We start from the raw sequence: 18,666 nt of genomic DNA, 5'->3' as shown, positions 1-18,666 counted from the left end.
CCGTGATGAGCAGTTGTGTGTGTGACGCCGTAACCGGTGCAGATGTAGCGCCCGCGACGCCGGCCTGGATGGCGGTGTTTTCGTTGGCGATGGGCGTGTTCGGATTGCTGACCGCGGAGTACCTGCCGGCCAGCCTGTTGACGCCGATGGCAGCCGAGCTGGGTGTTTCGGAAGCCTTGGCAGGGCAGGCGGTGACCGTCACGGCGGTGGTCGCCTTGTTCGCCGGGTTGCTGGTGCCGGGCCTGACCCGCGGGATCGACCGCCGCGTGGTGTTGCTGTGCTTCAGCGCATTGATGATCTGTTCCAACCTGCTGGTGGCGGTCTCGTCGAGCCTCACGGTGTTGCTGCTGATGCGTATCCTGTTGGGCATCGCACTGGGTGGCTTCTGGAGCATGGCGGCGGCGGTGGCGATGCGGCTTGTACCGGCGGCGTTGCTGCCGCGTGCCCTGTCGATCATCTTCAGCGGCATCGCGGTGGGCACGGTGGTGGCGGTGCCGCTGGGCAGCTTTTTAGGTGGGCTGTACGGATGGCGCAGCGCTTTCTTGGCGGCTGCCGCAGTGGGCGGCGTGACCCTGGTGTTCCAGCTATTCACCCTGCCGCCACTTGCACCCCGCCGGACGGCACGCTTGAAAACAGTGCTTGAGGTGCTGCTGCGTCCAGGCATTGCCGTGGGCATGTCGGGATGTGTGCTGGTGCATACCGGACACTTTGCGTTGTTCACCTACATCCGGCCATTCCTGGAAAGCACCACCGGCGTCGGCGCCGAAGGGCTGGCGTTGATGTTGCTGGGTTTCGGCGTTGCAAACTTCGCCGGCACGCTGCTGGCCGGGTGGCTGCTGGTGCGTCTGCCGCGCGGCACCTTGGTGTTGATGCCGGCCCTGGTCGGTGTGGCAGCACTCGCCCTGGCGCTGTTGCCGGCGACGGTGACGGGCCAGGTGTGGTTGTTGATGCTCTGGGGCCTGGCGTTTGGCGGCGTGCCGGTGGCCTGGTCAAACTGGGTTGCACGGGCAGTGCCTGATCAGGCCGAAAGTGCCGGCGGCATGGTGGTGGCTTCGGTGCAGTCTGCGATTGCAGCGGGTGCGGCGGCGGGCGGTGCGATGTTCAGCTTCAGTGGTATCGACGGTGTGTTTGTCGCGGCAGGTATCTTGATGCTGCTGGCGGCAGTGTTGATTGCGTTGAGGGTGAAGGTAGAAGCGCCTCCACAAGGTGCAGAGGCGGGGCCGGTGTTTCATCTCTGAAACCGTGTTAGAGGCAGGGGGCGAGAATAAACGCATGCGCTTCGCCCCCTTTCAGTTCGCTTGATCAATCTTGCTGGTTTTGGGCTCAGGTCCAGCTCCGAGCAATCGTAGCTGAACAACCGCCTGCTGATCATTGTCCTGCAGCGACCCTCGTATCTCTCTTTACTTCAGTAGCTGCGCAAAATAACCTCTGCCTCGCAGGCACCGTCCTGCCCCTTCAGGTTTGGCAAGGCGCCTCACACTCACCAGCACCGCCTGGCAGGTGTCATGGTGCTTGCACGTTGAGGTTCTGCGATGAGCGCAGTCGTTGATCATGGCGTCCGTTTCGGACGAATTGCAGTAACGCTTCCCGTAAAGGACATGGGCAGGGCCCATAATTTTTACACCAGGGTCCTGGGGTTTACGAAAACCTTCGAAAACGGAAACCCGGTCGGCTTCATGATTCTGAAACGCGACCAGGGTGAGCTGCATTTGACCTTGCAACCCAACCACCCAGCCGCCGCTTTCGCGATTGCCCATCTGATGGTGGCGGATGTCGACAGGCTGCACGCCGCTTGCGTGCAGCATGGAGTGAGGATCATCAAGCGCCTCAAAGACCAGGATTACGGGTTGCGGGCGTTTGTGTTCGAAGACCCGGACGGGAATCGTATTGATGTAGGTCAGCCGCTCTAACCGAGCATTCAGGGAAGATAATGTTGACGACTACCGATGTTGTTCACACGCTGCGTGCACCGTCAGAGCTTGATTACTACGACACCCGGTCAGCCCCGCTGCCTACTGAAATCACCGCGCTGGATGCCTGGAACATCATGACCGGCGAACCGGGGCCGTTGATGCAGGTGGCTTTCCGAATCAGGGATGCCATTTCCTCGCTGTTTGATGTGAAGCGTATCGGTGGGTTCTCCGGCACCTTGCGCGAGGCTGTGCAGGTCGGCGACCGGCTGGACTTCTTCCTGGTGGAACGCAGCGCGCCCGACATGCTGGTGCTGACCGAGCGTGACCGGCATCTGGATGTGATGATCTGCCTTTCAATCGCTGACCGTGTACTCACGATCACCTCGTCGGTTGTCACCCATAACACCTATGGGCGCCTCTACATGCTGCTGGTGGGGCCAGCGCACAAACTCATCGTGAATGCTCACCTACGACGACTTAAACGAACGCTGCAAGAGACAGCCGCAACGCCCGGCGGGTAGGCGCGTTCACCGCCCGCCGGGAGGTGGATCAATTGCCTTTTTCAGCCGCCAAAAAGTACGCAACCAACGCATTGGCGTGACCATGGCCCATGCCGTGTTCAGTCTTGAGCAAGGCCACAAGCTCCATATGCTTCCTGGAACTGGCGGCCTTGAGCAGATCCAGCCAGTGGCTAATGGGCTGCCCATAGTTTTTTTCGATGGAGGGGAAGTACGACGCTGGCCCTTTTGTTTTTGTATCGTCGGTCATGATGCAAACTCCCTTTTTGCTGAGGTGATAATGCCCGGATAACGTTACCGCTCTGGACTCACCGGGTCCACCGTACGGCCCGTCACTACACGCCTCCGCTGGCCTCGCCAATCAAAATATCCTCGAAGAACGCCCCGATCGGTTGTGTGGGATGGCACAGCTGAATCTCCAAAACCCAGACCATCTCGCTCGGTACGATCTCGACCTCAGCCAGCTTGTCCTGCCCGAACAGGGCATGCGGGAAGTCGGCGATGCGGTGTCCTGCCAGGTTGCGCTCAAGGCGCCAGCCCTTGGAGAGGGCGCTACCCTCAGCGAAGTCATACAGCTCGCGTCCGGTCAGCCCGTGGTGCCAGGCGTCGCGGGTTTCGTCGAACACTTCATGCAGTGCCTTCACGCAGGCGTCGTGCAACCGGTGCTCGCCGAAGACGAAGGTGTCGCCATAATCGCCTTCATAGCCATCCCAAACCGGGCCAAGGTCGACCACGGCGATGTCGGTGGCGCGCAGCTTGCGTTGCGGGTCGATGCCTTGGCGCGGTGTGCGGATGGTGTCGTCGCCAAAGCGGATATAGGTGGGGTGCCAGGTGTGGGACGCGCCCATGGCCTGCAAGGTTTGACTGGCCATGTCGAGGGCTTGCGCGGTGGTCATGCCGACTTTCAATTGGTCGGCGATGGCGGCCAGGGCTCTTACCGTCTGCTCGCGGGCAGCAAGCATGCCGTCCAGCGAGTAGCGCGGGCCGACTTTTTCCAGCACCGGGTGGCGCGTGTTGAGCGACTCCGCCTGGGTCAATGCGCCGCTGGGGACGAAGGCTTCGGCAACAAAACGATGAGCCTGGGCGCCCGTTGCCAGACAGGTTTCGCGGACTTGGCTGATCATCTTGCTGTTGCCGCAGGCATAGATCTGGCTCTCCGCCCAGTGGTGGGGCTGTGTCAGCGCGACCTGTTGCACGCGGGCGTCTACCGACTGCACTCGATGCCAGTGAAAGCGTGGATGTGCCTGGCTGACGCGCTCGAGAAACTCAGCGTCGTAGAAGTCCGCCGGCGACGAGTTCCCCCAATACAGGGTGACTTCGGCCTGGCGGGCCAGGGCCGTCAGCAACAAGGGCTTGATGCCGGCATAACCGGTCCCGGTGGCGAACAGCACAACAGGGCGCTCATCGTCGTGTTGCCAGGTGCAGGCGCCTACGGGGCCTTCGAGTTTCACCGCATCGCCCACTTGCAGGGTCGGCAGGATGCGTTCGGAAAATAGCCCGCCGGGGACCTGGCGAATATGAAACACCAACCGGCCTTGGTCCTGCGCGGGCAGATTGGCCACGGAGAAACAGCGGCTGTCGCCATCGTCGAGGCGAAACCTGAGGTATTGGCCGGCTCGCACGTCGAGTGGCTGGGCGGTCAGCAACACCAGCTCGACGATGTCGGCGCTCAATGCGTGCTTGCTGATCACCTGTGCGCTGACTTCCAACGTTGGCGTGTCCAGTGACCAGCCGGGAATTTCCAGGCGCATATCGCTGCAGGCATGGCTCTGACACAGCAACATCTCGTCAGCCGCGAGTGGGTAGGAGGGCGCCGGGGTGTCGGGTGTGAGCACCTTTTCGCGGAACTCGCCCGACACCACCTTGACCTTGCACGACCCGCAGGCGCCGCGCCGGCAGGAGAAGGGGACGGCAAGACCGCTGGCCAGCATGGCGTCGAGCAGCAATTGGTCGGCGGCTTCGAAGGATTTGCCCGAGGGCAATAATTCAACGACATGGCGGTTGTGCATAAACACCTCGGGGCAATTGAGGTTCGATTGTTGCGTTAGACTAGGACCAGAAGAACCTCCAGTTTTGGATAATTCACATGGTCCAGCTCCGCAAATGGCGCCCGCTGCTCAAGCTCGATGGCGCGCAGCCGCAGGCGTCGTACAGAAAGATCATCGAAGGATTGGTAAGCGCGATTGCCGAGGGCCGCCTGCGCCCCGGAACGCTGTTGCCCGGCACGCGGGAAATGGCGCAACTGCTGGACGTCAACCGCAAGACGGTAATCCTTGCCTACGAAGAAGCGGTGACCAAAGGCTGGCTGGTCAGCATTCAACGTCGCGGCACTTTCGTCAGTACGCAACTGGCGACAGGCGCGGTGACTGTCGCCGGCGCGCCGAAGTCGTTTGCCCCGGCGTTGCGGGGCGTGCCTGCGGCTGCCTATTTCACCCCGGGCGAGCAGGTGACAAAACTGCAACACCGGCCGGGCGCGCTGTTTTTCGATAATGGCGCCTGTGACCATCGTCTGCTGCCCCAAGCCGTCCTGCATCGCTATTACCGCAACGCCTTGCGCAACAGCTTTACCACCAACACCGTGCGCCATGGCACCGAAGGCAGCGGCCAGTACCTGCGCAACGCCCTGGCCGAAATGTTGCGCCACAATCGCGGCCTGAATGTCGATGCGCAGCAGATCTGCCTGACCCAAGGCGTGCAGATGTCGCTGTACCTGACCGCCAGCGCGCTGCTCAAACCCGGTGATGTGGTGGTGGTCGAACGCCTGAGTTACCCACCGGCCTGGGAGATTTTCCGCCAGTTGGGCGCGCAACTGGTGACCGTGGACCTGGACGACGAAGGTTGCCGGGTCGACCAGCTCGACGAACTATGCCGCCGGCACAACGTGCGGATGATGTATGTCACCCCCCATCACCAGTTTCCTACCACCGTCAGCCTGCGTGCCGGGCGTCGCCAGCAACTCCTGGAATTGGCCCGACTGCATGATTTCTGCATCATCGAGGAAGATTACGACCACGAGTACCACTTTGCCGGGCGGCCCTATTTGCCCCTGGCCAGCGACAGCGCGCAGCGTCATGTGATCTACATCGGCTCACTGTCCAAGTCCCTGGGCAGCACGTTCCGTTGCAGCTATATCGTTGCCCCGTCGAACCTCATCGAAGTGCTCGAGCGCACGGCGGCGGTGAGCCTGGGCCAGGGCGATGCCGTCATGCAGCGGATGCTCGCGGACCTGATCAACGATGGCGAGTTGAAGAAGCATCTGCGTCGGGTATCCAAGGAATACCGTCGGCGGCGGGAGACACTGCTGAGTTGTTTGCTGGAGGCGTTTGGCGAGCAGATAGCCGTGCAGGAGCCGGAAGGCGGGCTGGCGTTGTGGGTCAGGTTCTGCGACTCAATCGACGTCAATCAACTGGCTGAAAAAGCCCTGGAGCTGGACCTGGTGGTGCGCAGCGGTCGCCTGTTTTCACCCTTTGATCATCCCGAGAATGCCTTGCGCCTGGGCTTCGCCTCGCTCAACCCGGAGGAAATCCGCGCCGCCACGCAGCGCTTGGCTCAGGCGGCGCGGGCGATTGGGGAAGCGGCTAAATAATGATGCCGGCTGAAAGGTGAATGTGTAAGGATATGTTACTTAGCTTTTGATACTGCCCATTACAGGAACCGACTCTGATGCTCGCTGCCTTCAGACACTACCCGTTTTCGGTCAATCTGCTGCTGTCGTCTGCGTTGTTCCTGACACTGGGGCGCGCCATTACCCTGCCGTATATGGTGATTTATCTGTCATCCAACTTCACGTTGGGCATCAGCGAAATCGGCCTGGTCGTGGGCGGTGCAATGCTGGTCGGCTCGTTGCTAAGCCTCTACGGCGGCTACCTGACTGACAAAATCTCCAGCTACCGATTGATCCTCAGCTTCACGGGTTTTTTCACCGTTGGCTTCATCGGCATGTGCGTCACGTCCCACCTGTGGCTGTTTTTCCTGTTTCTGGTGTCGTTCAATTTTGCCTATTCGGTAATCGATATCGTGGTCAAAGCCGCGTTTGGCAAACTGCTGCCGGAAGCCGAACGCGGCAAAGTGTTTTCGGTGCGCTACACCCTGATCAACGTTGGCTACGCGGTGGGCCCGTTCATTGGCGCCGGGCTCGCGCACATGGACATGAAACTGCCGTTCCTGGTGTCTGCGATCCTGGGCATGGGCTTCTTCCTGACCTATATGGTGTGGGGCGACAGGAGCCTCAGCTCCGCCGACCCGGCCAATGCCCCAGTGTCGTTTGTCGCGGTGGGGCGCATCCTACTCAAGGACTATCGCCTGGTCTGCTTCACGGTTGGCGGCGCGTTGAGCGCCGTGGCGTTCGGCCAGTTCACCGGCTACATCTCTCAATACCTGGTGACCACAAGCACACCGGAATTTACCTACCGGGTCATCAGCTCGGTGGTGGCCGTTAATGCGACGGTGGTGATCTGCCTGCAGTACATCGTGGGCAAGCGCATTACCAATGAGTATTTGAATCAATGGCTGACGGCGGGCTTCAGCCTGTTTCTGCTGGGCGTCGTCGGTTTTGCGTTGTCCACCACCGTGCTGCATTGGGCGTTGGCCGTGGCGATCTTCACCGTGGGCGAAATCATCGTCTTCCCGGCCGAGTACATGTTCATCGACCGCATCGCGCCGGACCACTTGCGCGGCATGTATTACGGCGCGCAAAACCTGTCCAGCCTCGGCGGCGCGCTGGGGCCGGTGTTATGCGGGTTTGCCCTGGCAACGCAGTCGGCGCATTTCATGTTCTACATGCTCGCGGCGTTTATCGTGGCGGGCGGGTGCTTCTATCTGATGGGCGCCTCGTATTCCAAGCGTCACGACACTGCAGGCGACGATCGCGGCCAATGAGAAAAATAGAGAAGGAAAAAGCGCACGCTGAAGCTGGCTATCTTGCAGGTGCGTAGTGTTTGATTGACCGTTACCTTCCCTCGAAATCGCGTAATAAGGACGACGCACATGGATGTTGGAATGGCTCATGCGATCGAGACCGCAGAAAGCGAGTATCTGTGTTCCCGCGTTGAGAGTTTGTCTCGGATAAGTGGAAACCCTTTTGGTGCTCGTGTGTTTTTCAACGAAGCGTTTCCCTGCTTTCAAGTGAAGGCATCGCCCAGTCCGATGTCCTTAAAGCTGATGGACAGGTGGTTTCAGGAGCGTTGATGTACCTGATTTGCAGCGTGCAGGGCTAGGGGCATCTCACGCTCAAGCGCTGTATCGCTTGGTGGGTAGTTGAGGTGTGTCAGCGTGGGAGCGCCTGATTTGGCCGATCGCTGCCTATCCTAAAGAGTCGCCACCGCCTCATTACTCAGAGCCCCAGCCATCCGATGCCGGTAGATCAGGTCATCAAACACCTGCCCATTAATTTGATAAGCATCGCCCTCACGTTGCTCAAACACGAAACCGCACTTCTCCAGCAGCCGGCAAGAAGCCGCATTACCCTCTGTCACAACAGCCTTCAGCACCTTCAACCCAAGTATGTCGTGGGCGTAATCCATAACCCGTTGCAGCGATTCAACGCCGTATCCCTTCCCGTGTTGCCCGCTGAGGAACAAGTAGCCGACTTCTGCCGTCGCTTCTTCATCCGGCTCCAGCTTCAATCCCGTGACCCCAACGGCACAACCACTTTGCCGGTCGAACACGACCAGGCACAACCAGTGCCTGGAGCCAGGCAACCAGTGCGGTAACCGGGATTCAAATCTCTCGCGGGTTTCGGCTTCGGACGGGGCGTCGCAGACGTACTGGATCACCGTCGGGTCGGTGTGCAACGTGAGGAATAAATCCCAGTCGCCGGCTTCCAGTTGCCGCAGGTAAAGCCGCTCGGTGTATAGCTCCATGATTTGACGCCCCCTGTTGATCCTGGCTCAAGCGGTTAAACAAATCGGGTATCTTTAGCCGCCTCAGCCGCCAGTCTGCCTCAGGCTCAGCGCATGATCGATAGTTTAGGGAAAAATGGAATGACACTCAGGGTGATGGTGGTCGGTGGCTACGGCAATTTCGGCAGCATCGTTTGCCGGCATTTGGCGGTAGCGCCGGGCATTGAACTGGTGATCTCGGGCCGCGACCCACACAAGTTGCAGCGCAAAGTGGATGAGCTGAAAAGCCAGTCGGGCACTGGGTGCGAAGGCTGGTGTGGCGATGCCATGGGCGCCGGGTTCGCGTCCGTGTTGCGGTCGATGAACATCCAGTGGGTGATCCACACCGGCGGGCCGTTCCAGGGGCAATCCTATGCGGTCGCCCAGAGCTGCATCGACGCGGGCGTGAACTACTGCGACCTTTCCGACTGCCGCACCTTCGTCAACGGCGTGAGCGTGCTGGATGCACAAGCCCGGCAGGCAGGCGTGGCGATCCTCAGTGGTTGCAGCTCCGTGCCGACGCTGTCGTCCGCCATCATCGATCAGTACCGCTACCGCTTCACCCGCATCGACGCGATCGAACACGGCATTTCCTCCTCGGCCAAGATGCCGGGCCTGTCCACCGTCGAAGGCGTGCTGGCTTACGCAGGCAAACCGATCAAGCAACTCCGGCATGGCCAGGTGCATGAAGTGCTGGGCTGGCAGGACCTGACGCTGCGCAAGATGCCCGAGCTTGGCATGCGGGTGTTGGCGAATGTGGACGTGCCCGACATGGACATCTTCGCCAGTCGCTATGGCGCCCACACTTTGAGCTTCAAGGCTGGCGCGGGGCTCAAGCTGGGTGGTGTCGCCAACTACCTGCTGGCCCAGGCGCTGCGCACGGGAATCGTGCGAGACCATGTCGCCTGGGCCGCGCGCCTGCATCGGCTGGGCACCTGGTTCGAGCGCTTTGGCGATGGCAAAAGCGCGATGTACATCGACGTGAAGGGCCTCGGCACTGAAGGGCAACCGCTGTCCCTGGCGGTGCAACTGACGGCCCTGAATGACAAAGGCCCGGAAATCCCCAGCTGCGCCGCCGTTGCCCTGGCCCTCAAAATCGCCCAAGGCTACGTGCCTGAACCCGGTGCGCGGCCGTGCGTTGGCGAAATCACCGTCGACGAATACATGGCTGCCATCAACGACCCGGCGAACCTCAGCCTGGCCGTCCAATTCTCTGACGGGCAGGGCTGACCCATGCTCTACCTGGGCCTGAAGTACATTCACATCATCGCGGCGATTTTCCTGTTCGGCTTCGGCATGGGCTCCTACCTGTACCTGATCGCCGCAAGCCGCACGGCCAACCCGCAAGTGATCGCCCAGGTGGCGCGGATGGTGGTGCAGTTCGATACCTGGATTACCACGCCGGCGGGTTTTATCCAGATCATCACCGGCTTCCTGCTGATCAAGCTAGCCGGGCTGCCGTTGACCACTGAATGGGTGCTGACGTCGCTGATCATCTTCCTGTGCGTGGGCGCGCTTTGGCTACCGGTGCTGGTGCTGCAGAAGCGGTTGCAGCAGATGGCGCTCAGTGCGGTCGAGGCGGGCAGGGCGCTGGATGATGGATACTGCGGCGTTTACCGAAAATGGTTCTGGATGGGCGTTTTCGGGTTTTCGGGGATGTTTGTGATCGTGCTGATCATGGTGACGAAGATGACGCCGTGGCAGTTGATCGGGCTGTGTTGCTGATAAGAGGAACTGCCAATGAGTGAAACCGAAGTCCAATCCACCTCACCGGATGATCACTACCGGGTCGAGGTGGCGCCCTGGGAGGCGCGGAATACGCAGTGGGTGTGTTCACCGAGGATTGTGGATACGTGGCAGGGGAGCTGTGTTTTTCAGTTTGAGGACGCTCGTTGGTCGGCGGATCAGTCGGTGTGGTTAAACCCGACCACAGTGGAGCTCAAGTTGCGCAAGTTCCCGGGAGATAAAACGGGGCAGGGCGTGTGTGTGGTGATTGATTGTGCGGGGCTTGTTGCACGCTTGGGCGATGGCAGCGTGGTTGAGTTATCAGTGCTGGAAGCTGCGCTTGATGCCATTGAGCTGAAATAAACACCCGTTCAGGGCTTGGTATTCCAAGCCACTGCACACAACGCCAACCCCGCCACATTCAGCGACACCGGATTAAACGCCTCCCTGAGCATCAGCCGGGCTGAACACCGCCACATCCACCAGCAGCCCCGCCAGCGCCAGCGCAGCCACTGCAATCGGCCAGGCGCTGCGTGGTGAAAGCAGTATCCATACCGCCAGGACAATTTCCCCAACCCCCGCCAGCGTGGCGAACACCTGCACTTGCTCGATCCCGTGAGACTGGATCATCGTCCGCTCGCCCTGGCTCAACCACAGCAGCTTCGGTACCAGCCCATGGTAGGCAAACATGAACGCCAGACCGCCTCGGGCGATCCAGTTAATGCGCACCAAGGTATTCATGGCTGTTCCTTCAAAAAGCGCTGCTCATGATCCGGATCGGGCAACAGGCAGGTGTCGTATTTCCCGAAGAGCCGATAGCGATTACGCGCGATGCGGTCGTAAGCCCAATCCCGAAGAAAGCGCGGGATGGCGCGCAGGAGCAGCAATGGGCGCCAGCGGGCAGGCAGTTGCGCAATGATTTCGAACACCGCCTCCGAACGCTCCCAGTAATGCCTGTCGCGGATCACTGCGATGGTGTCGAACTGATCCAAAGGTAACCCGGCCCAGGCCAATAGCGCCTGACCTTCGGGCGACTGAACGGCCGCCAACCGCACACGCCGGTCGTGGTCGTGGCGAATCAGGAACCTTGCCCAGCCGTTGCACAGCTTGCACACGCCGTCGAACAGCACCACGGTTTCGCCGGGCTTGAGGAGTGGTGCGGGAGTAGGGCGGGTGTGGGAGGCGGGCATGTGTGTGGGTCCAGTCGGGCCGGTTTAGCCTGGATCATACCCGCGTTCACCCACCTGTTCAGTCCGAAAGTGGAGATCTAATAGGAAAAGAAAATCCAGTGTGGGAGCGGGCTTGCTCGCGAATGCAGTGGGTCAGTCAGCACATTTTTCACTGACAGACCGCATTCGCGAGCAAGCCCGCTCCCACAGTTGATCTTTGTTGGATTGGGCATTGTGTTCACAACAGTCGAACCTAACGCGACAACACCGGCGCCGCGCCTTTTTCCTCCGCGCCCACCTCATGCAGCGAAATCCGCGAGGTCTCCGGCAACGCCAACCCACCCGCCAGCGCCAGCAACGCCACCGCAATCAGATAAAACGTCGGCGACAGATTGCTGCCCGTGGTGCTGATCAACCACGTCGCCATCAACGGCGCCGTACCCCCAAAGATCGTATAAGCCATGTTGTAAGTAATCGCCGAAGCGGTATACCGCGTGCGGGTCGGAAAGGTCTCCGACAGCAGCGCCGCCGTCACCACCCCACACAACACCGCGCCCACCGCCAGCAACATCACTCCGACGACCGACGCCGCGAACGAGCCGGAACTGGCCATCAGGAACGACGGATACACCACCACCATCAACAACACACACGCCGTCATCACCGTGACCCGACGTCCCACCCGATCCGAATACAACCCCGCCAGCGGGCAAATCGCTGCCGCGAAGATCAGTGCAATCAGCGACACCAGCAACGCCATTGCACGGCTCAGCCCACCCGCCACCTGCAGATACGTCGCGAAGTAGGTGGTGAACATATAAAACGACAGCGCCGTGAGCGACACAAAAGCGCCCAGGCAGCAGATTGCCGCACCATGGTTGCGCAGGGTTTCCTTGAGCGGGGAGTGGGCGACCGCGTGTTCCTGCTTCACCGCCTGGAACGCCGGCGTCTCATCCAGCTTCCAGCGCAGGTAAAGCCCCACCAGACCCAGCGGCGCGGCAATCAGGAACGGCAGGCGCCAACCCCAACTGCCCATCGCCTCGGCGGACAACGACGCTTCAAGTGCATAAGCCACCACCGCTGCAGCGGCGAACGCGGAAAAGGTCGACACCGGCACAAAGCTGCCATACCAAGCGCGCTTGTCGCTCGGCGCGTGCTCCATCAGATAGGCACAGGCGCCGGCGTATTCACCCCCAGCGGAGAAGCCCTGGGCGCAGCGGATCAGCGACAACAGAATCGGCGCCGCTACACCAATGGCGGCGTAGGTGGGCAGCAGGCCGATCAGCGTGGTGGCGCCGGCCATCAGCAAAATCGTCATGGCCAGCGTGCGTTTGCGGCCGATCCGGTCGCCGAGCATGCCGAAGAAAATCCCGCCCAGAGGCCGAAACGCGAAGGCCACCGCGAACACCGCGAAGGTCTTGAGCAGCGCCGCGCTGGCGTCGCCGCTGGGGAAGAATTGTTGGGCGATGGTGGTGGCGAGGAAGCCGTAGACGGCGAAGTCGAACCACTCGACGAAGTTACCGATGCCGGCGGCGATGATCACTCTTCGCAGGGTTTGCGGGCTGACCTGTTCGGTGGAGGGGCTCGTCATGGGGGAAGGCCTCGGCGGTGGTAGGGGGATGCTTGATTATCGGGGGCGGCCGTTGGGCGGCGGGGCTCAAAAGAGTCGTCCGCGTAGTCAGTAGCGACTTGATGGGGTAGGGCAGAGGCAGGAATTGGGCCAATACATGTGGCCCGCAGGGTGAAATGATTTGAATCCAGCGCGCGCCTTGTAGAGAATCCCCGCCTTTGGCTCGAAATGATGCGTGCGATGAAGTTCGATGGGACTTTCCAATACCTGGGCAATCACGGGATCGTTTTCAACGTCTCGCAGATCACCCTCACCGACAGCGACCGCGGACGCCTGAGCGAGCTGCATTTTGGCGAAGCGAAAAGCGCCCACTATGAGGTCAACCGTAAGGTCGTCGAGGTGTACGACAAGATGTTGGCCAAGAACCTGCCGTGCCAGATGATGATCGGCATCTCCAAGCCGCTGACCCGGCAACAGGGCGATACCCTCAATGCCCAGCGCACCAAGATCGCTAACCTTGCCGCCACCGCCTTCGGCTCTGCCGCCACTGTGGCCTCCCCCTACGCGGTTGCTCCTGTAGGGGGCGGTGTGCGGATGTACGTGAATGAAATCTTGCCCACCTATCATGCAGGCGACGTATTGGTCAGCATCGAGGCGCAGGTCAACGGCGGTATCGGTCCGCAGCGCACCGTTTCGACACTGATCATCAAGACCTGACTGGAGAAACACATGTCCGAAATTATCCAGTTGGTCATTGCCCTGGTGCTTTACTTTCTGTTGGATCGTTTTTTAAAGCCGTATCTGCTTCGCAAGTGGCTGGGGATGTTGCTGGTAGCGGGTGGTGCGGTGGGCTGCGTTGCTGCAAGTCAGATCCACTTATCAGGGTTTGATCTGGGGCTGATGTCGATCTTTGCCGTTCCGCTGGGTTTAGGTTTGTTCAAGAGGCGGCGACGGTTCGAGCCGATTGGCTGACGAGAGGCAGGCATTTCCGCTGATTGGCGCCTGTTCAACCTTGGTATTACTCAACCCGGCCCCATAACTAGGGCTGTATCCATCCAGGGGAAGAACACGCCATGAGCAACCAAACTGAAACCGCCATCCTCGCCGGCGGCTGCTTCTGGGGTATGCAAGACCTGTTGCGACGCTACCCCGGCGTGCTGCAAACGCGCGTCGGCTACACCGGCGGCGATGTGCCGAACGCCACCTACCGCAACCACGGTAACCATGCTGAAGCCATCGAGATTGTTTTCGACCCGGCGGTGATCACCTACCGGCAGATCCTCGAGTTCTTTTTCCAGATTCACGACCCGAGTACGCCTAACCGCCAGGGCAATGACCTTGGCCCCAGCTATCGTTCGGCGATTTACTACCTCAGCGAACAGCAACGCGACGTGGCGGAAGACACCGCCGCGGATGTGGATGCCTCGGGGTTATGGCCAGGCCGTGTCGTGACGGAAATCGAACCGGCGGGGCCGTTCTGGGAAGCGGAGCCGGAGCATCAGGATTACCTGGAGCGTATCCCCAACGGCTACACCTGCCACTTCATCCGCCCCAACTGGAAACTGCCGAAACGCGGTTAAAAATGTGGGAGCGGGCTTGCTCGCGAATGCGGTGGGTCAGTGAAGAATTTGCTGACTGACACACCGCATTCGCGAGCAAGCCCGCTCCCACATAAAGCAGCTCCTGCATAAAGCGCCTCTCTCACAAGGCGCCTTTCCCCTCAGCGCATCTGCAGAATGATCGGGCTACTGCTCGCCGGGCCCGTGTGCTCACGCAACTTGCCCACCGCCTTCGCATCCACCGCACCGCCCTGATTGCCCCAAGTACCGCGCACAAACGTCAGCACTTCAGCAATCTCCTGATCCGACAACTGCTCCCTGAACGCCGGCATGCGATAAGCATCCGCCACATTCGCCGCTACCACCCGCTGTGAGCCATTCAGGGTGATGTTGATCGCCGAGGCATTCTCCTTGGCCAACGCCGAAGTCGCACCCGCCAGCGGCGGCATCCAGTCCGGCTGCCCTTTGCCTTCCAACCCATGGCACGAAGCACAACGGGTCACATAGGTATGGGCGCCCGGCGCATCCAGGCGTTCCGCAGCCGACACTGCCTGATACTGCCAGGCCTTACCATCACGCTGCTCGTCACCCGGCAACGACCTGAGATAGCGCGCAATCGCCGCCAGGTCATCGTCGGTCATGAACTGAGTGGAGTTGTTGAACGCCTCGGTCATCGACCCATAAACCACCGCATGCTTATTGCGACCGGTCTTCAGGAACTGCACCACCTCCGGCTCGCTCCAGTGCCCCAGGCCCGTGTTGTGATCGTCCCGCAGGCTCGGTGCGTACCAGCCATCCAGCAAACCACCGGCCAGGTACGGCTTGCCGCTTTCATCCAGCGCCTTCTCGTTAAAGGCCAGGCCCCGTGGCGTGTGGCAACTGCCGCAATGCCCCGGCCCCTGCACGATGTAGGCGCCGCGGTTCCACAGTTCATCCTTCCCGGCCTTCGCTACGTACGGCTTGCTGTCGGTAAACACGCCATTCCACAGCGCGATGGGCCAACGCATATTCAATGGCCAAGGGATCGAACTCTCGATATTCGCCTGCCGCACCGGCGCCACGCCCTTCATGAAGAACGCATACAAGGCACGCACATCATCGTCACTGAGCTTGGCGTAGGACGGATACGGCATCGCCGGATACAGCCGCCGCCCACCCGGCGCGACACCCTGGCGCACCGCGCGGTCGAAGTCGGCGAGGCTGTAGTGGCCGATACCCGTTTCCGGGTCCGGCGTGACGTTAGTGGCATGGATCGCCCCCAGCGGCGTGGCCATTTCCAGCCCACCGGCAAAAGGCGCGCCGTTGGGCACGCTGTGGCACGCCACACAGTCGCTGAGCCGGGCGACATACTCGCCTCGGGCGATCAGCGCCGGGTCTGCGGCGACAGGCTCGGCGCCCAGCGGCGAAACCGGCTCACGGGTGACATACCAGGCCAGCAGGCCTGCCGCGACCAGGCACGGCAGCGCCAGCCAGCCAACGGTTCTTGCGAATCGACGGTTGTTCATAAGTGCTAAGGCCCCGGTCAGGTGAAGGAGTAGCGGCTTAACGGCATGCTGCGAATGCGCTGCCCCGTCAAGGTCGCCACGGCGTTGGCCACGGCGGGTGCCACGGCTGGCAGCGGCGGTTCGCCAATGCCACCCATTTTTTCCCCGCTCTCGATCACGCGCACATGCACCCGCGCCATCCGCGAAGGCGGCAGCACTGGATACAAATCGTAGTTACGCGCCCGAGGCAAGCCGTCCACATACACCGCCTCTTCCAACAGCACCTGGGACAAGCCCAAGGACACCGCCCCATTCACCTGCGCCTCGACAATCGCCGGGTTGACGATGCTGCCCGGGTCGATTGCCTGCCAGATGTCATGCACCTTGACCTGCCCGTTCTCGATCGACACCTCGGCAATCACCGCCGTCTGCGTGCCGAACGGCGACGCCATCGCCACCCCACGGGCGCGCTTGCTGCCGTCTTCGGCGACAAACGGGCCACGTTTCCAGCCTCCCGACAACTCGCCCACCGCCTTCAGCAGCGTGGTCAGCCGCGGGTTATCCCGCAACAGATGCAGGCGCAACTCGAACGGGTCTTTGCCGCCCTTGTCAGCCAACTCATCCAGAAAGGCTTCATAGAAAAAGTCATTCAGCGAGTTACCCACCGACCGCCAGTAACCCAGCATCACCGGGCCCTTCACATAAATCTGCGCGATGCGCTTGTTGGGAATCGCATACGACTTACCGGACAACCCCTCCAGCGCCGTCGGGTCGAGCTTCTCGCCCTGTTTACCGGCCAGAGCCTCGGTCGGCCCCTCTGTGGCACTCACCGCTTCAATCGCTACCGGCCAGCCGTCACTGTCCAGCGCCCCACGGAAATTCACCGCCGCCACGGGACGCAGCACATCCCGCAGAAACTCTTCTTCACGGCTCCAGATCAACTTCACCGGGCGTCCGACCGCCTTGGCCAACTCAATGGCCTGCGGGTAAGGGCTGGCGGAGTCATACAGAAAATGCCGGCCGAAAAACCCGCCCAAGAGCGGCGAATGCAGGGTAATCCGCGACGGGTCGAGACCGGTGCGCTTGGCGATATCGGCCAGGAACATGTCCTGCGCCTGATTCGGCAACCAGATCTCCAGCGAACCATCAGGATTGAAACGCGCCAGCGCCGAAGGCGGCTCCAGCTGCGCATGGTGCAGATACTGGTTGTGGTAAGTGGCCTCGATCTTGGTCTTGGCATTGGCCAGCGTACCGGCCACATCACCCTCGTTCTCATCATCCCGGGCCGGGCCGGTTTCAGCGGCCAGGCGCTTGAAATGCTCGTCGCTGGAAAAGTCCTTCGGCATCCCGCGCACTTTCGAATCCGCCGTCGGCTCCAGCCAGTCCACCTGAATCGACTCCACCGCGCGCTTGGCATGCCACCAACGCTCAGCCACCACCGCCACCGCACCCGGCAGGCGATGCACCGAATGGACCCCCGGCATGGCCTTGACCTGGTCCTCATTGCGCAGGCTACCCACCATCATGCCCAACCGGGGCGCATGCTGCACCGCCGCGTGGAGCATGCCGTCGACCTTCATATCAATGCTGTACAGCGCCTTGCCGGTGGACTTGTCATACGCATCCAGACGCTTCACCGGCTTGCCGATCCAACGGAACTGGCTCGGATCCCGCAGCTTCACGCTGGCCACGTCCGGCACCGGCAGGTCCATCGCCCGCCCGGCCAACTCGCCATAGGTAAGGGAACGCCCGGACGCCGCGTGTACCACTTTGCCCGGCTCGGTCGACAACTCATCCACCGGCACCTTCAACGCCTGTGCCCCGGCCTCCAACAACATCGCCCGGGCCAGCGCGCCCAGCCGGCGCATCGTCGGGTAACTCATGCGCACCGACATACTGCCGCCGGTGATCCGCATGCCATTTTCCATCACCACAAAGGCTTCGCCGGGCGGGGCGCACTCCACCAGGAACGTGGCCGGGTCGGCGTCCAACTCCTCGCCGACAATCTGCGCCATCGCCGTGAACGTACCCTGGCCGCCTTCAATAAAGGGGCTGAGCAAACGAATCGTGTTATCAGGACGAATCTCCAGGAACGCCGGCACCTGCGTACCGCGCTCACCAGCCGCCGCCGCAGTGGCCGCCTGCACCCGGCCAGAACCCAACGGCAGACCAAAGCCAATCACCAACGCACCCACGGCCGTACTGGCCAGGAAACGACGGCGAGACAGGTTCACCGGGTCATTCAACGCCGCGACCAAAGGCAGGGCAGCGGGATCAATGCGAACGTTCATCAGGCCTCTCCCTTCGCAAGGTCATGCACCGCCGCATGAATCGCGTTATAGGTGCCACAGCGGCAGAGATTGACCATCGCCGCGTCGATCTGCGCATCGGTCGGCTTGGGCGTTTGCTTGAGCAGCGCCGTCGCCGCCATCACCTGGCCGGACTGGCAGTAACCGCACTGAGCGACCTGATACTCGACCCAGGTCGCGACCACCCGCTTGCCGACATCATCGGACTCGATCGCCTCAATGGTCGTGATCTCCCGACCGACCACACCGGAGACCGGCGTGACGCAGGAACGGACCACATTGCCGTCCACAAGCACAGAGCACGCACCACACTGCGCCAGACCGCAGCCATATTTGGTGCCGGTCATGCCCAGGTTGTCGCGGATGACCCAAAGCAGAGGCGTGTCGGGTTCTGCATCGACTTGGTGGGTCTGCTGGTTAATTCGTAATTCCATGGCTCACCCGCTGATCATCGGTTGGTGTTGCATTTTTTTAGTATTTTTGGGCGGTGAAGTGGGGCTTCGCCGCAGGGCATCGTTGGCCCGTTAGGTTCACGCGCGC

Annotated in this window: 19 protein-coding genes and 2 pseudogenes; 12 read left to right on the top strand and 9 right to left on the bottom strand. The window is 61.2% G+C overall.

The genetic code is table 11. From position 1 onward, the window contains the following. Positions 1 to 5 precede the first annotated feature (5 nt). The 3 genes from BLU46_RS05520 to BLU46_RS05510 all read left to right on the top strand — a co-directional run bounded on the left by BLU46_RS05520 (position 6) and on the right by BLU46_RS05510 (position 2,434). Positions 6 to 1,238, top strand: coding sequence for an MFS transporter (locus BLU46_RS05520; protein WP_093199552.1), 1,233 nt, complete (start codon positions 6 to 8; stop codon positions 1,236 to 1,238). A 294-nt stretch (positions 1,239 to 1,532) separates the two neighbouring features. Beyond that, a complete protein-coding gene (locus tag BLU46_RS05515) occupies positions 1,533 to 1,910 on the top strand; it encodes a VOC family protein (protein WP_093199548.1) in 378 nt (125 codons plus the stop codon). Between the two features lie 20 nt (positions 1,911 to 1,930). Then, positions 1,931 to 2,434, top strand: a complete 504-nt coding sequence (locus BLU46_RS05510) for a DUF2867 domain-containing protein (RefSeq protein WP_093199544.1) — start codon at positions 1,931 to 1,933, stop codon at positions 2,432 to 2,434. 28 nt (positions 2,435 to 2,462) lie between these two features. On the opposite strand, the gene BLU46_RS05505 is transcribed toward BLU46_RS05510, so the two are convergent. Next, positions 2,463 to 2,681 carry a DUF4287 domain-containing protein gene (locus tag BLU46_RS05505; RefSeq protein ID WP_003214516.1) on the bottom strand — a complete coding sequence of 73 codons (219 nt, stop codon included), beginning with the start codon at positions 2,679 to 2,681 and terminating at the stop codon, positions 2,463 to 2,465. An 85-nt stretch (positions 2,682 to 2,766) separates the two neighbouring features. Further along, entirely contained in the window at positions 2,767 to 4,440 is a 1,674-nt protein-coding gene (locus tag BLU46_RS05500; RefSeq protein WP_093199541.1) for a M24 family metallopeptidase, read from the bottom strand. A gap of 77 nt (positions 4,441 to 4,517) precedes the next feature. Between BLU46_RS05500 and pdxR the strand changes: the two genes are divergently transcribed. The 3 genes and pseudogenes from pdxR to BLU46_RS33155 all read left to right on the top strand — a co-directional run. Next, positions 4,518 to 6,017 (top strand): MocR-like pyridoxine biosynthesis transcription factor PdxR, encoded by a 1,500-nt coding sequence (gene pdxR, locus BLU46_RS05495; protein ID WP_093199535.1) that lies wholly within the window; start codon positions 4,518 to 4,520, stop codon positions 6,015 to 6,017. Between the two features lie 77 nt (positions 6,018 to 6,094). Further along, positions 6,095 to 7,309 carry an MFS transporter gene (locus BLU46_RS05490; protein ID WP_093199531.1) on the top strand — a complete coding sequence of 405 codons (1,215 nt, stop codon included), beginning with the start codon at positions 6,095 to 6,097 and terminating at the stop codon, positions 7,307 to 7,309. A 108-nt stretch (positions 7,310 to 7,417) separates the two neighbouring features. Next, positions 7,418 to 7,579, top strand: a pseudogene (locus BLU46_RS33155) (GNAT family N-acetyltransferase); the annotation flags it as partial. A 158-nt stretch (positions 7,580 to 7,737) separates the two neighbouring features. Here the strand turns inward: BLU46_RS33155 and BLU46_RS05480 are convergent. Then, positions 7,738 to 8,292, bottom strand: coding sequence for a GNAT family N-acetyltransferase (locus BLU46_RS05480; RefSeq protein WP_093199524.1), 555 nt, complete (start codon positions 8,290 to 8,292; stop codon positions 7,738 to 7,740). A gap of 120 nt (positions 8,293 to 8,412) precedes the next feature. Here BLU46_RS05480 and BLU46_RS05475 point away from each other — a divergent pair, with 120 nt between their 5' ends. Genes BLU46_RS05475 through BLU46_RS05465 form a run of 3 tightly spaced genes read left to right on the top strand, consistent with a single transcriptional unit; the run spans position 8,413 to position 10,398 of the window. After that, positions 8,413 to 9,540 (top strand): saccharopine dehydrogenase family protein, encoded by a 1,128-nt coding sequence (locus tag BLU46_RS05475; protein WP_093199520.1) that lies wholly within the window; start codon positions 8,413 to 8,415, stop codon positions 9,538 to 9,540. Between the two features lie 3 nt (positions 9,541 to 9,543). Continuing rightward, a complete protein-coding gene (locus tag BLU46_RS05470; RefSeq protein WP_093199515.1) occupies positions 9,544 to 10,035 on the top strand; it encodes a DUF2269 domain-containing protein in 492 nt (163 codons plus the stop codon). Between the two features lie 15 nt (positions 10,036 to 10,050). Next, complete coding sequence (locus tag BLU46_RS05465; RefSeq protein WP_093199510.1) at positions 10,051 to 10,398, top strand: hypothetical protein; 348 nt, start codon at positions 10,051 to 10,053, stop codon at positions 10,396 to 10,398. Between the two features lie 8 nt (positions 10,399 to 10,406). Here BLU46_RS05465 and BLU46_RS05460 read toward each other — a convergent pair. From BLU46_RS05460 to BLU46_RS05450, 3 genes and pseudogenes are all read right to left on the bottom strand, one after another. Then, positions 10,407 to 10,776, bottom strand: a pseudogene (locus BLU46_RS05460) (DoxX-like family protein). Further along, on the bottom strand, positions 10,773 to 11,225 hold the full coding sequence (locus tag BLU46_RS05455) for a thiol-disulfide oxidoreductase DCC family protein (RefSeq protein WP_093199506.1): 453 nt from the start codon (positions 11,223 to 11,225) through the stop codon (positions 10,773 to 10,775). The pseudogene BLU46_RS05460 and the gene BLU46_RS05455 overlap by 4 nt, the downstream one beginning before the upstream one ends. Before the next feature lie 232 nt (positions 11,226 to 11,457). Next, positions 11,458 to 12,795, bottom strand: coding sequence for an MFS transporter (locus BLU46_RS05450; protein WP_093199501.1), 1,338 nt, complete (start codon positions 12,793 to 12,795; stop codon positions 11,458 to 11,460). A 219-nt stretch (positions 12,796 to 13,014) separates the two neighbouring features. On the opposite strand from BLU46_RS05450, the gene BLU46_RS05445 reads away from it, so the two are divergent. The 3 genes from BLU46_RS05445 to msrA all read left to right on the top strand — a co-directional run bounded on the left by BLU46_RS05445 (position 13,015) and on the right by msrA (position 14,354). After that, positions 13,015 to 13,491 (top strand): hypothetical protein, encoded by a 477-nt coding sequence (locus BLU46_RS05445; protein WP_063031801.1) that lies wholly within the window; start codon positions 13,015 to 13,017, stop codon positions 13,489 to 13,491. A gap of 12 nt (positions 13,492 to 13,503) precedes the next feature. Then, complete coding sequence (locus BLU46_RS05440) at positions 13,504 to 13,746, top strand: hypothetical protein (RefSeq protein WP_063031799.1); 243 nt, start codon at positions 13,504 to 13,506, stop codon at positions 13,744 to 13,746. Between the two features lie 101 nt (positions 13,747 to 13,847). Next, a complete protein-coding gene (gene msrA, locus BLU46_RS05435) occupies positions 13,848 to 14,354 on the top strand; it encodes a peptide-methionine (S)-S-oxide reductase MsrA (RefSeq protein WP_093199497.1) in 507 nt (168 codons plus the stop codon). A gap of 140 nt (positions 14,355 to 14,494) precedes the next feature. Here the strand turns inward: msrA and BLU46_RS05430 are convergent, their stop codons facing one another. Genes BLU46_RS05430 through BLU46_RS05420 form a run of 3 tightly spaced genes read right to left on the bottom strand, consistent with a single transcriptional unit; the run spans position 14,495 to position 18,560 of the window. Further along, entirely contained in the window at positions 14,495 to 15,838 is a 1,344-nt protein-coding gene (locus BLU46_RS05430; RefSeq protein ID WP_093199493.1) for a c-type cytochrome, read from the bottom strand. A 17-nt stretch (positions 15,839 to 15,855) separates the two neighbouring features. Then, entirely contained in the window at positions 15,856 to 18,108 is a 2,253-nt protein-coding gene (locus BLU46_RS05425) for a xanthine dehydrogenase family protein molybdopterin-binding subunit (protein WP_093199489.1), read from the bottom strand. Beyond that, positions 18,108 to 18,560, bottom strand: coding sequence for a (2Fe-2S)-binding protein (locus BLU46_RS05420; protein WP_063031790.1), 453 nt, complete (start codon positions 18,558 to 18,560; stop codon positions 18,108 to 18,110). Before BLU46_RS05420 ends, BLU46_RS05425 begins: the two co-directional genes overlap by 1 nt. Between the last annotated feature and the right edge of the window lie 106 nt (positions 18,561 to 18,666).

The sequence above is a fragment of the Pseudomonas yamanorum genome (assembly GCF_900105735.1).
Taxonomy (GTDB): domain Bacteria; phylum Pseudomonadota; class Gammaproteobacteria; order Pseudomonadales; family Pseudomonadaceae; genus Aquipseudomonas; species Aquipseudomonas yamanorum.
Note: the sequence above shows the minus strand (reverse complement) of the source record. Positions and strands in the feature narration are given on the sequence as shown.

Coding starts and splice junctions, on each gene's coding strand:
- BLU46_RS05520 (WP_093199552.1), top strand. CDS start 6: ATGAGCAGTTGTGTGTGTGACGCCGTAACCGGTGCAGATGTAGCGCCC.
- BLU46_RS05515 (WP_093199548.1), top strand. CDS start 1,533: ATGAGCGCAGTCGTTGATCATGGCGTCCGTTTCGGACGAATTGCAGTA.
- BLU46_RS05510 (WP_093199544.1), top strand. CDS start 1,931: ATGTTGACGACTACCGATGTTGTTCACACGCTGCGTGCACCGTCAGAG.
- BLU46_RS05505 (WP_003214516.1), bottom strand. CDS start 2,681: ATGACCGACGATACAAAAACAAAAGGGCCAGCGTCGTACTTCCCCTCC.
- BLU46_RS05500 (WP_093199541.1), bottom strand. CDS start 4,440: ATGCACAACCGCCATGTCGTTGAATTATTGCCCTCGGGCAAATCCTTC.
- pdxR (WP_093199535.1), top strand. CDS start 4,518: ATGGTCCAGCTCCGCAAATGGCGCCCGCTGCTCAAGCTCGATGGCGCG.
- BLU46_RS05490 (WP_093199531.1), top strand. CDS start 6,095: ATGCTCGCTGCCTTCAGACACTACCCGTTTTCGGTCAATCTGCTGCTG.
- BLU46_RS05480 (WP_093199524.1), bottom strand. CDS start 8,292: ATGGAGCTATACACCGAGCGGCTTTACCTGCGGCAACTGGAAGCCGGC.
- BLU46_RS05475 (WP_093199520.1), top strand. CDS start 8,413: ATGACACTCAGGGTGATGGTGGTCGGTGGCTACGGCAATTTCGGCAGC.
- BLU46_RS05470 (WP_093199515.1), top strand. CDS start 9,544: ATGCTCTACCTGGGCCTGAAGTACATTCACATCATCGCGGCGATTTTC.
- BLU46_RS05465 (WP_093199510.1), top strand. CDS start 10,051: ATGAGTGAAACCGAAGTCCAATCCACCTCACCGGATGATCACTACCGG.
- BLU46_RS05455 (WP_093199506.1), bottom strand. CDS start 11,225: ATGCCCGCCTCCCACACCCGCCCTACTCCCGCACCACTCCTCAAGCCC.
- BLU46_RS05450 (WP_093199501.1), bottom strand. CDS start 12,795: ATGACGAGCCCCTCCACCGAACAGGTCAGCCCGCAAACCCTGCGAAGA.
- BLU46_RS05445 (WP_063031801.1), top strand. CDS start 13,015: ATGAAGTTCGATGGGACTTTCCAATACCTGGGCAATCACGGGATCGTT.
- BLU46_RS05440 (WP_063031799.1), top strand. CDS start 13,504: ATGTCCGAAATTATCCAGTTGGTCATTGCCCTGGTGCTTTACTTTCTG.
- msrA (WP_093199497.1), top strand. CDS start 13,848: ATGAGCAACCAAACTGAAACCGCCATCCTCGCCGGCGGCTGCTTCTGG.
- BLU46_RS05430 (WP_093199493.1), bottom strand. CDS start 15,838: ATGAACAACCGTCGATTCGCAAGAACCGTTGGCTGGCTGGCGCTGCCG.
- BLU46_RS05425 (WP_093199489.1), bottom strand. CDS start 18,108: ATGAACGTTCGCATTGATCCCGCTGCCCTGCCTTTGGTCGCGGCGTTG.
- BLU46_RS05420 (WP_063031790.1), bottom strand. CDS start 18,560: ATGGAATTACGAATTAACCAGCAGACCCACCAAGTCGATGCAGAACCC.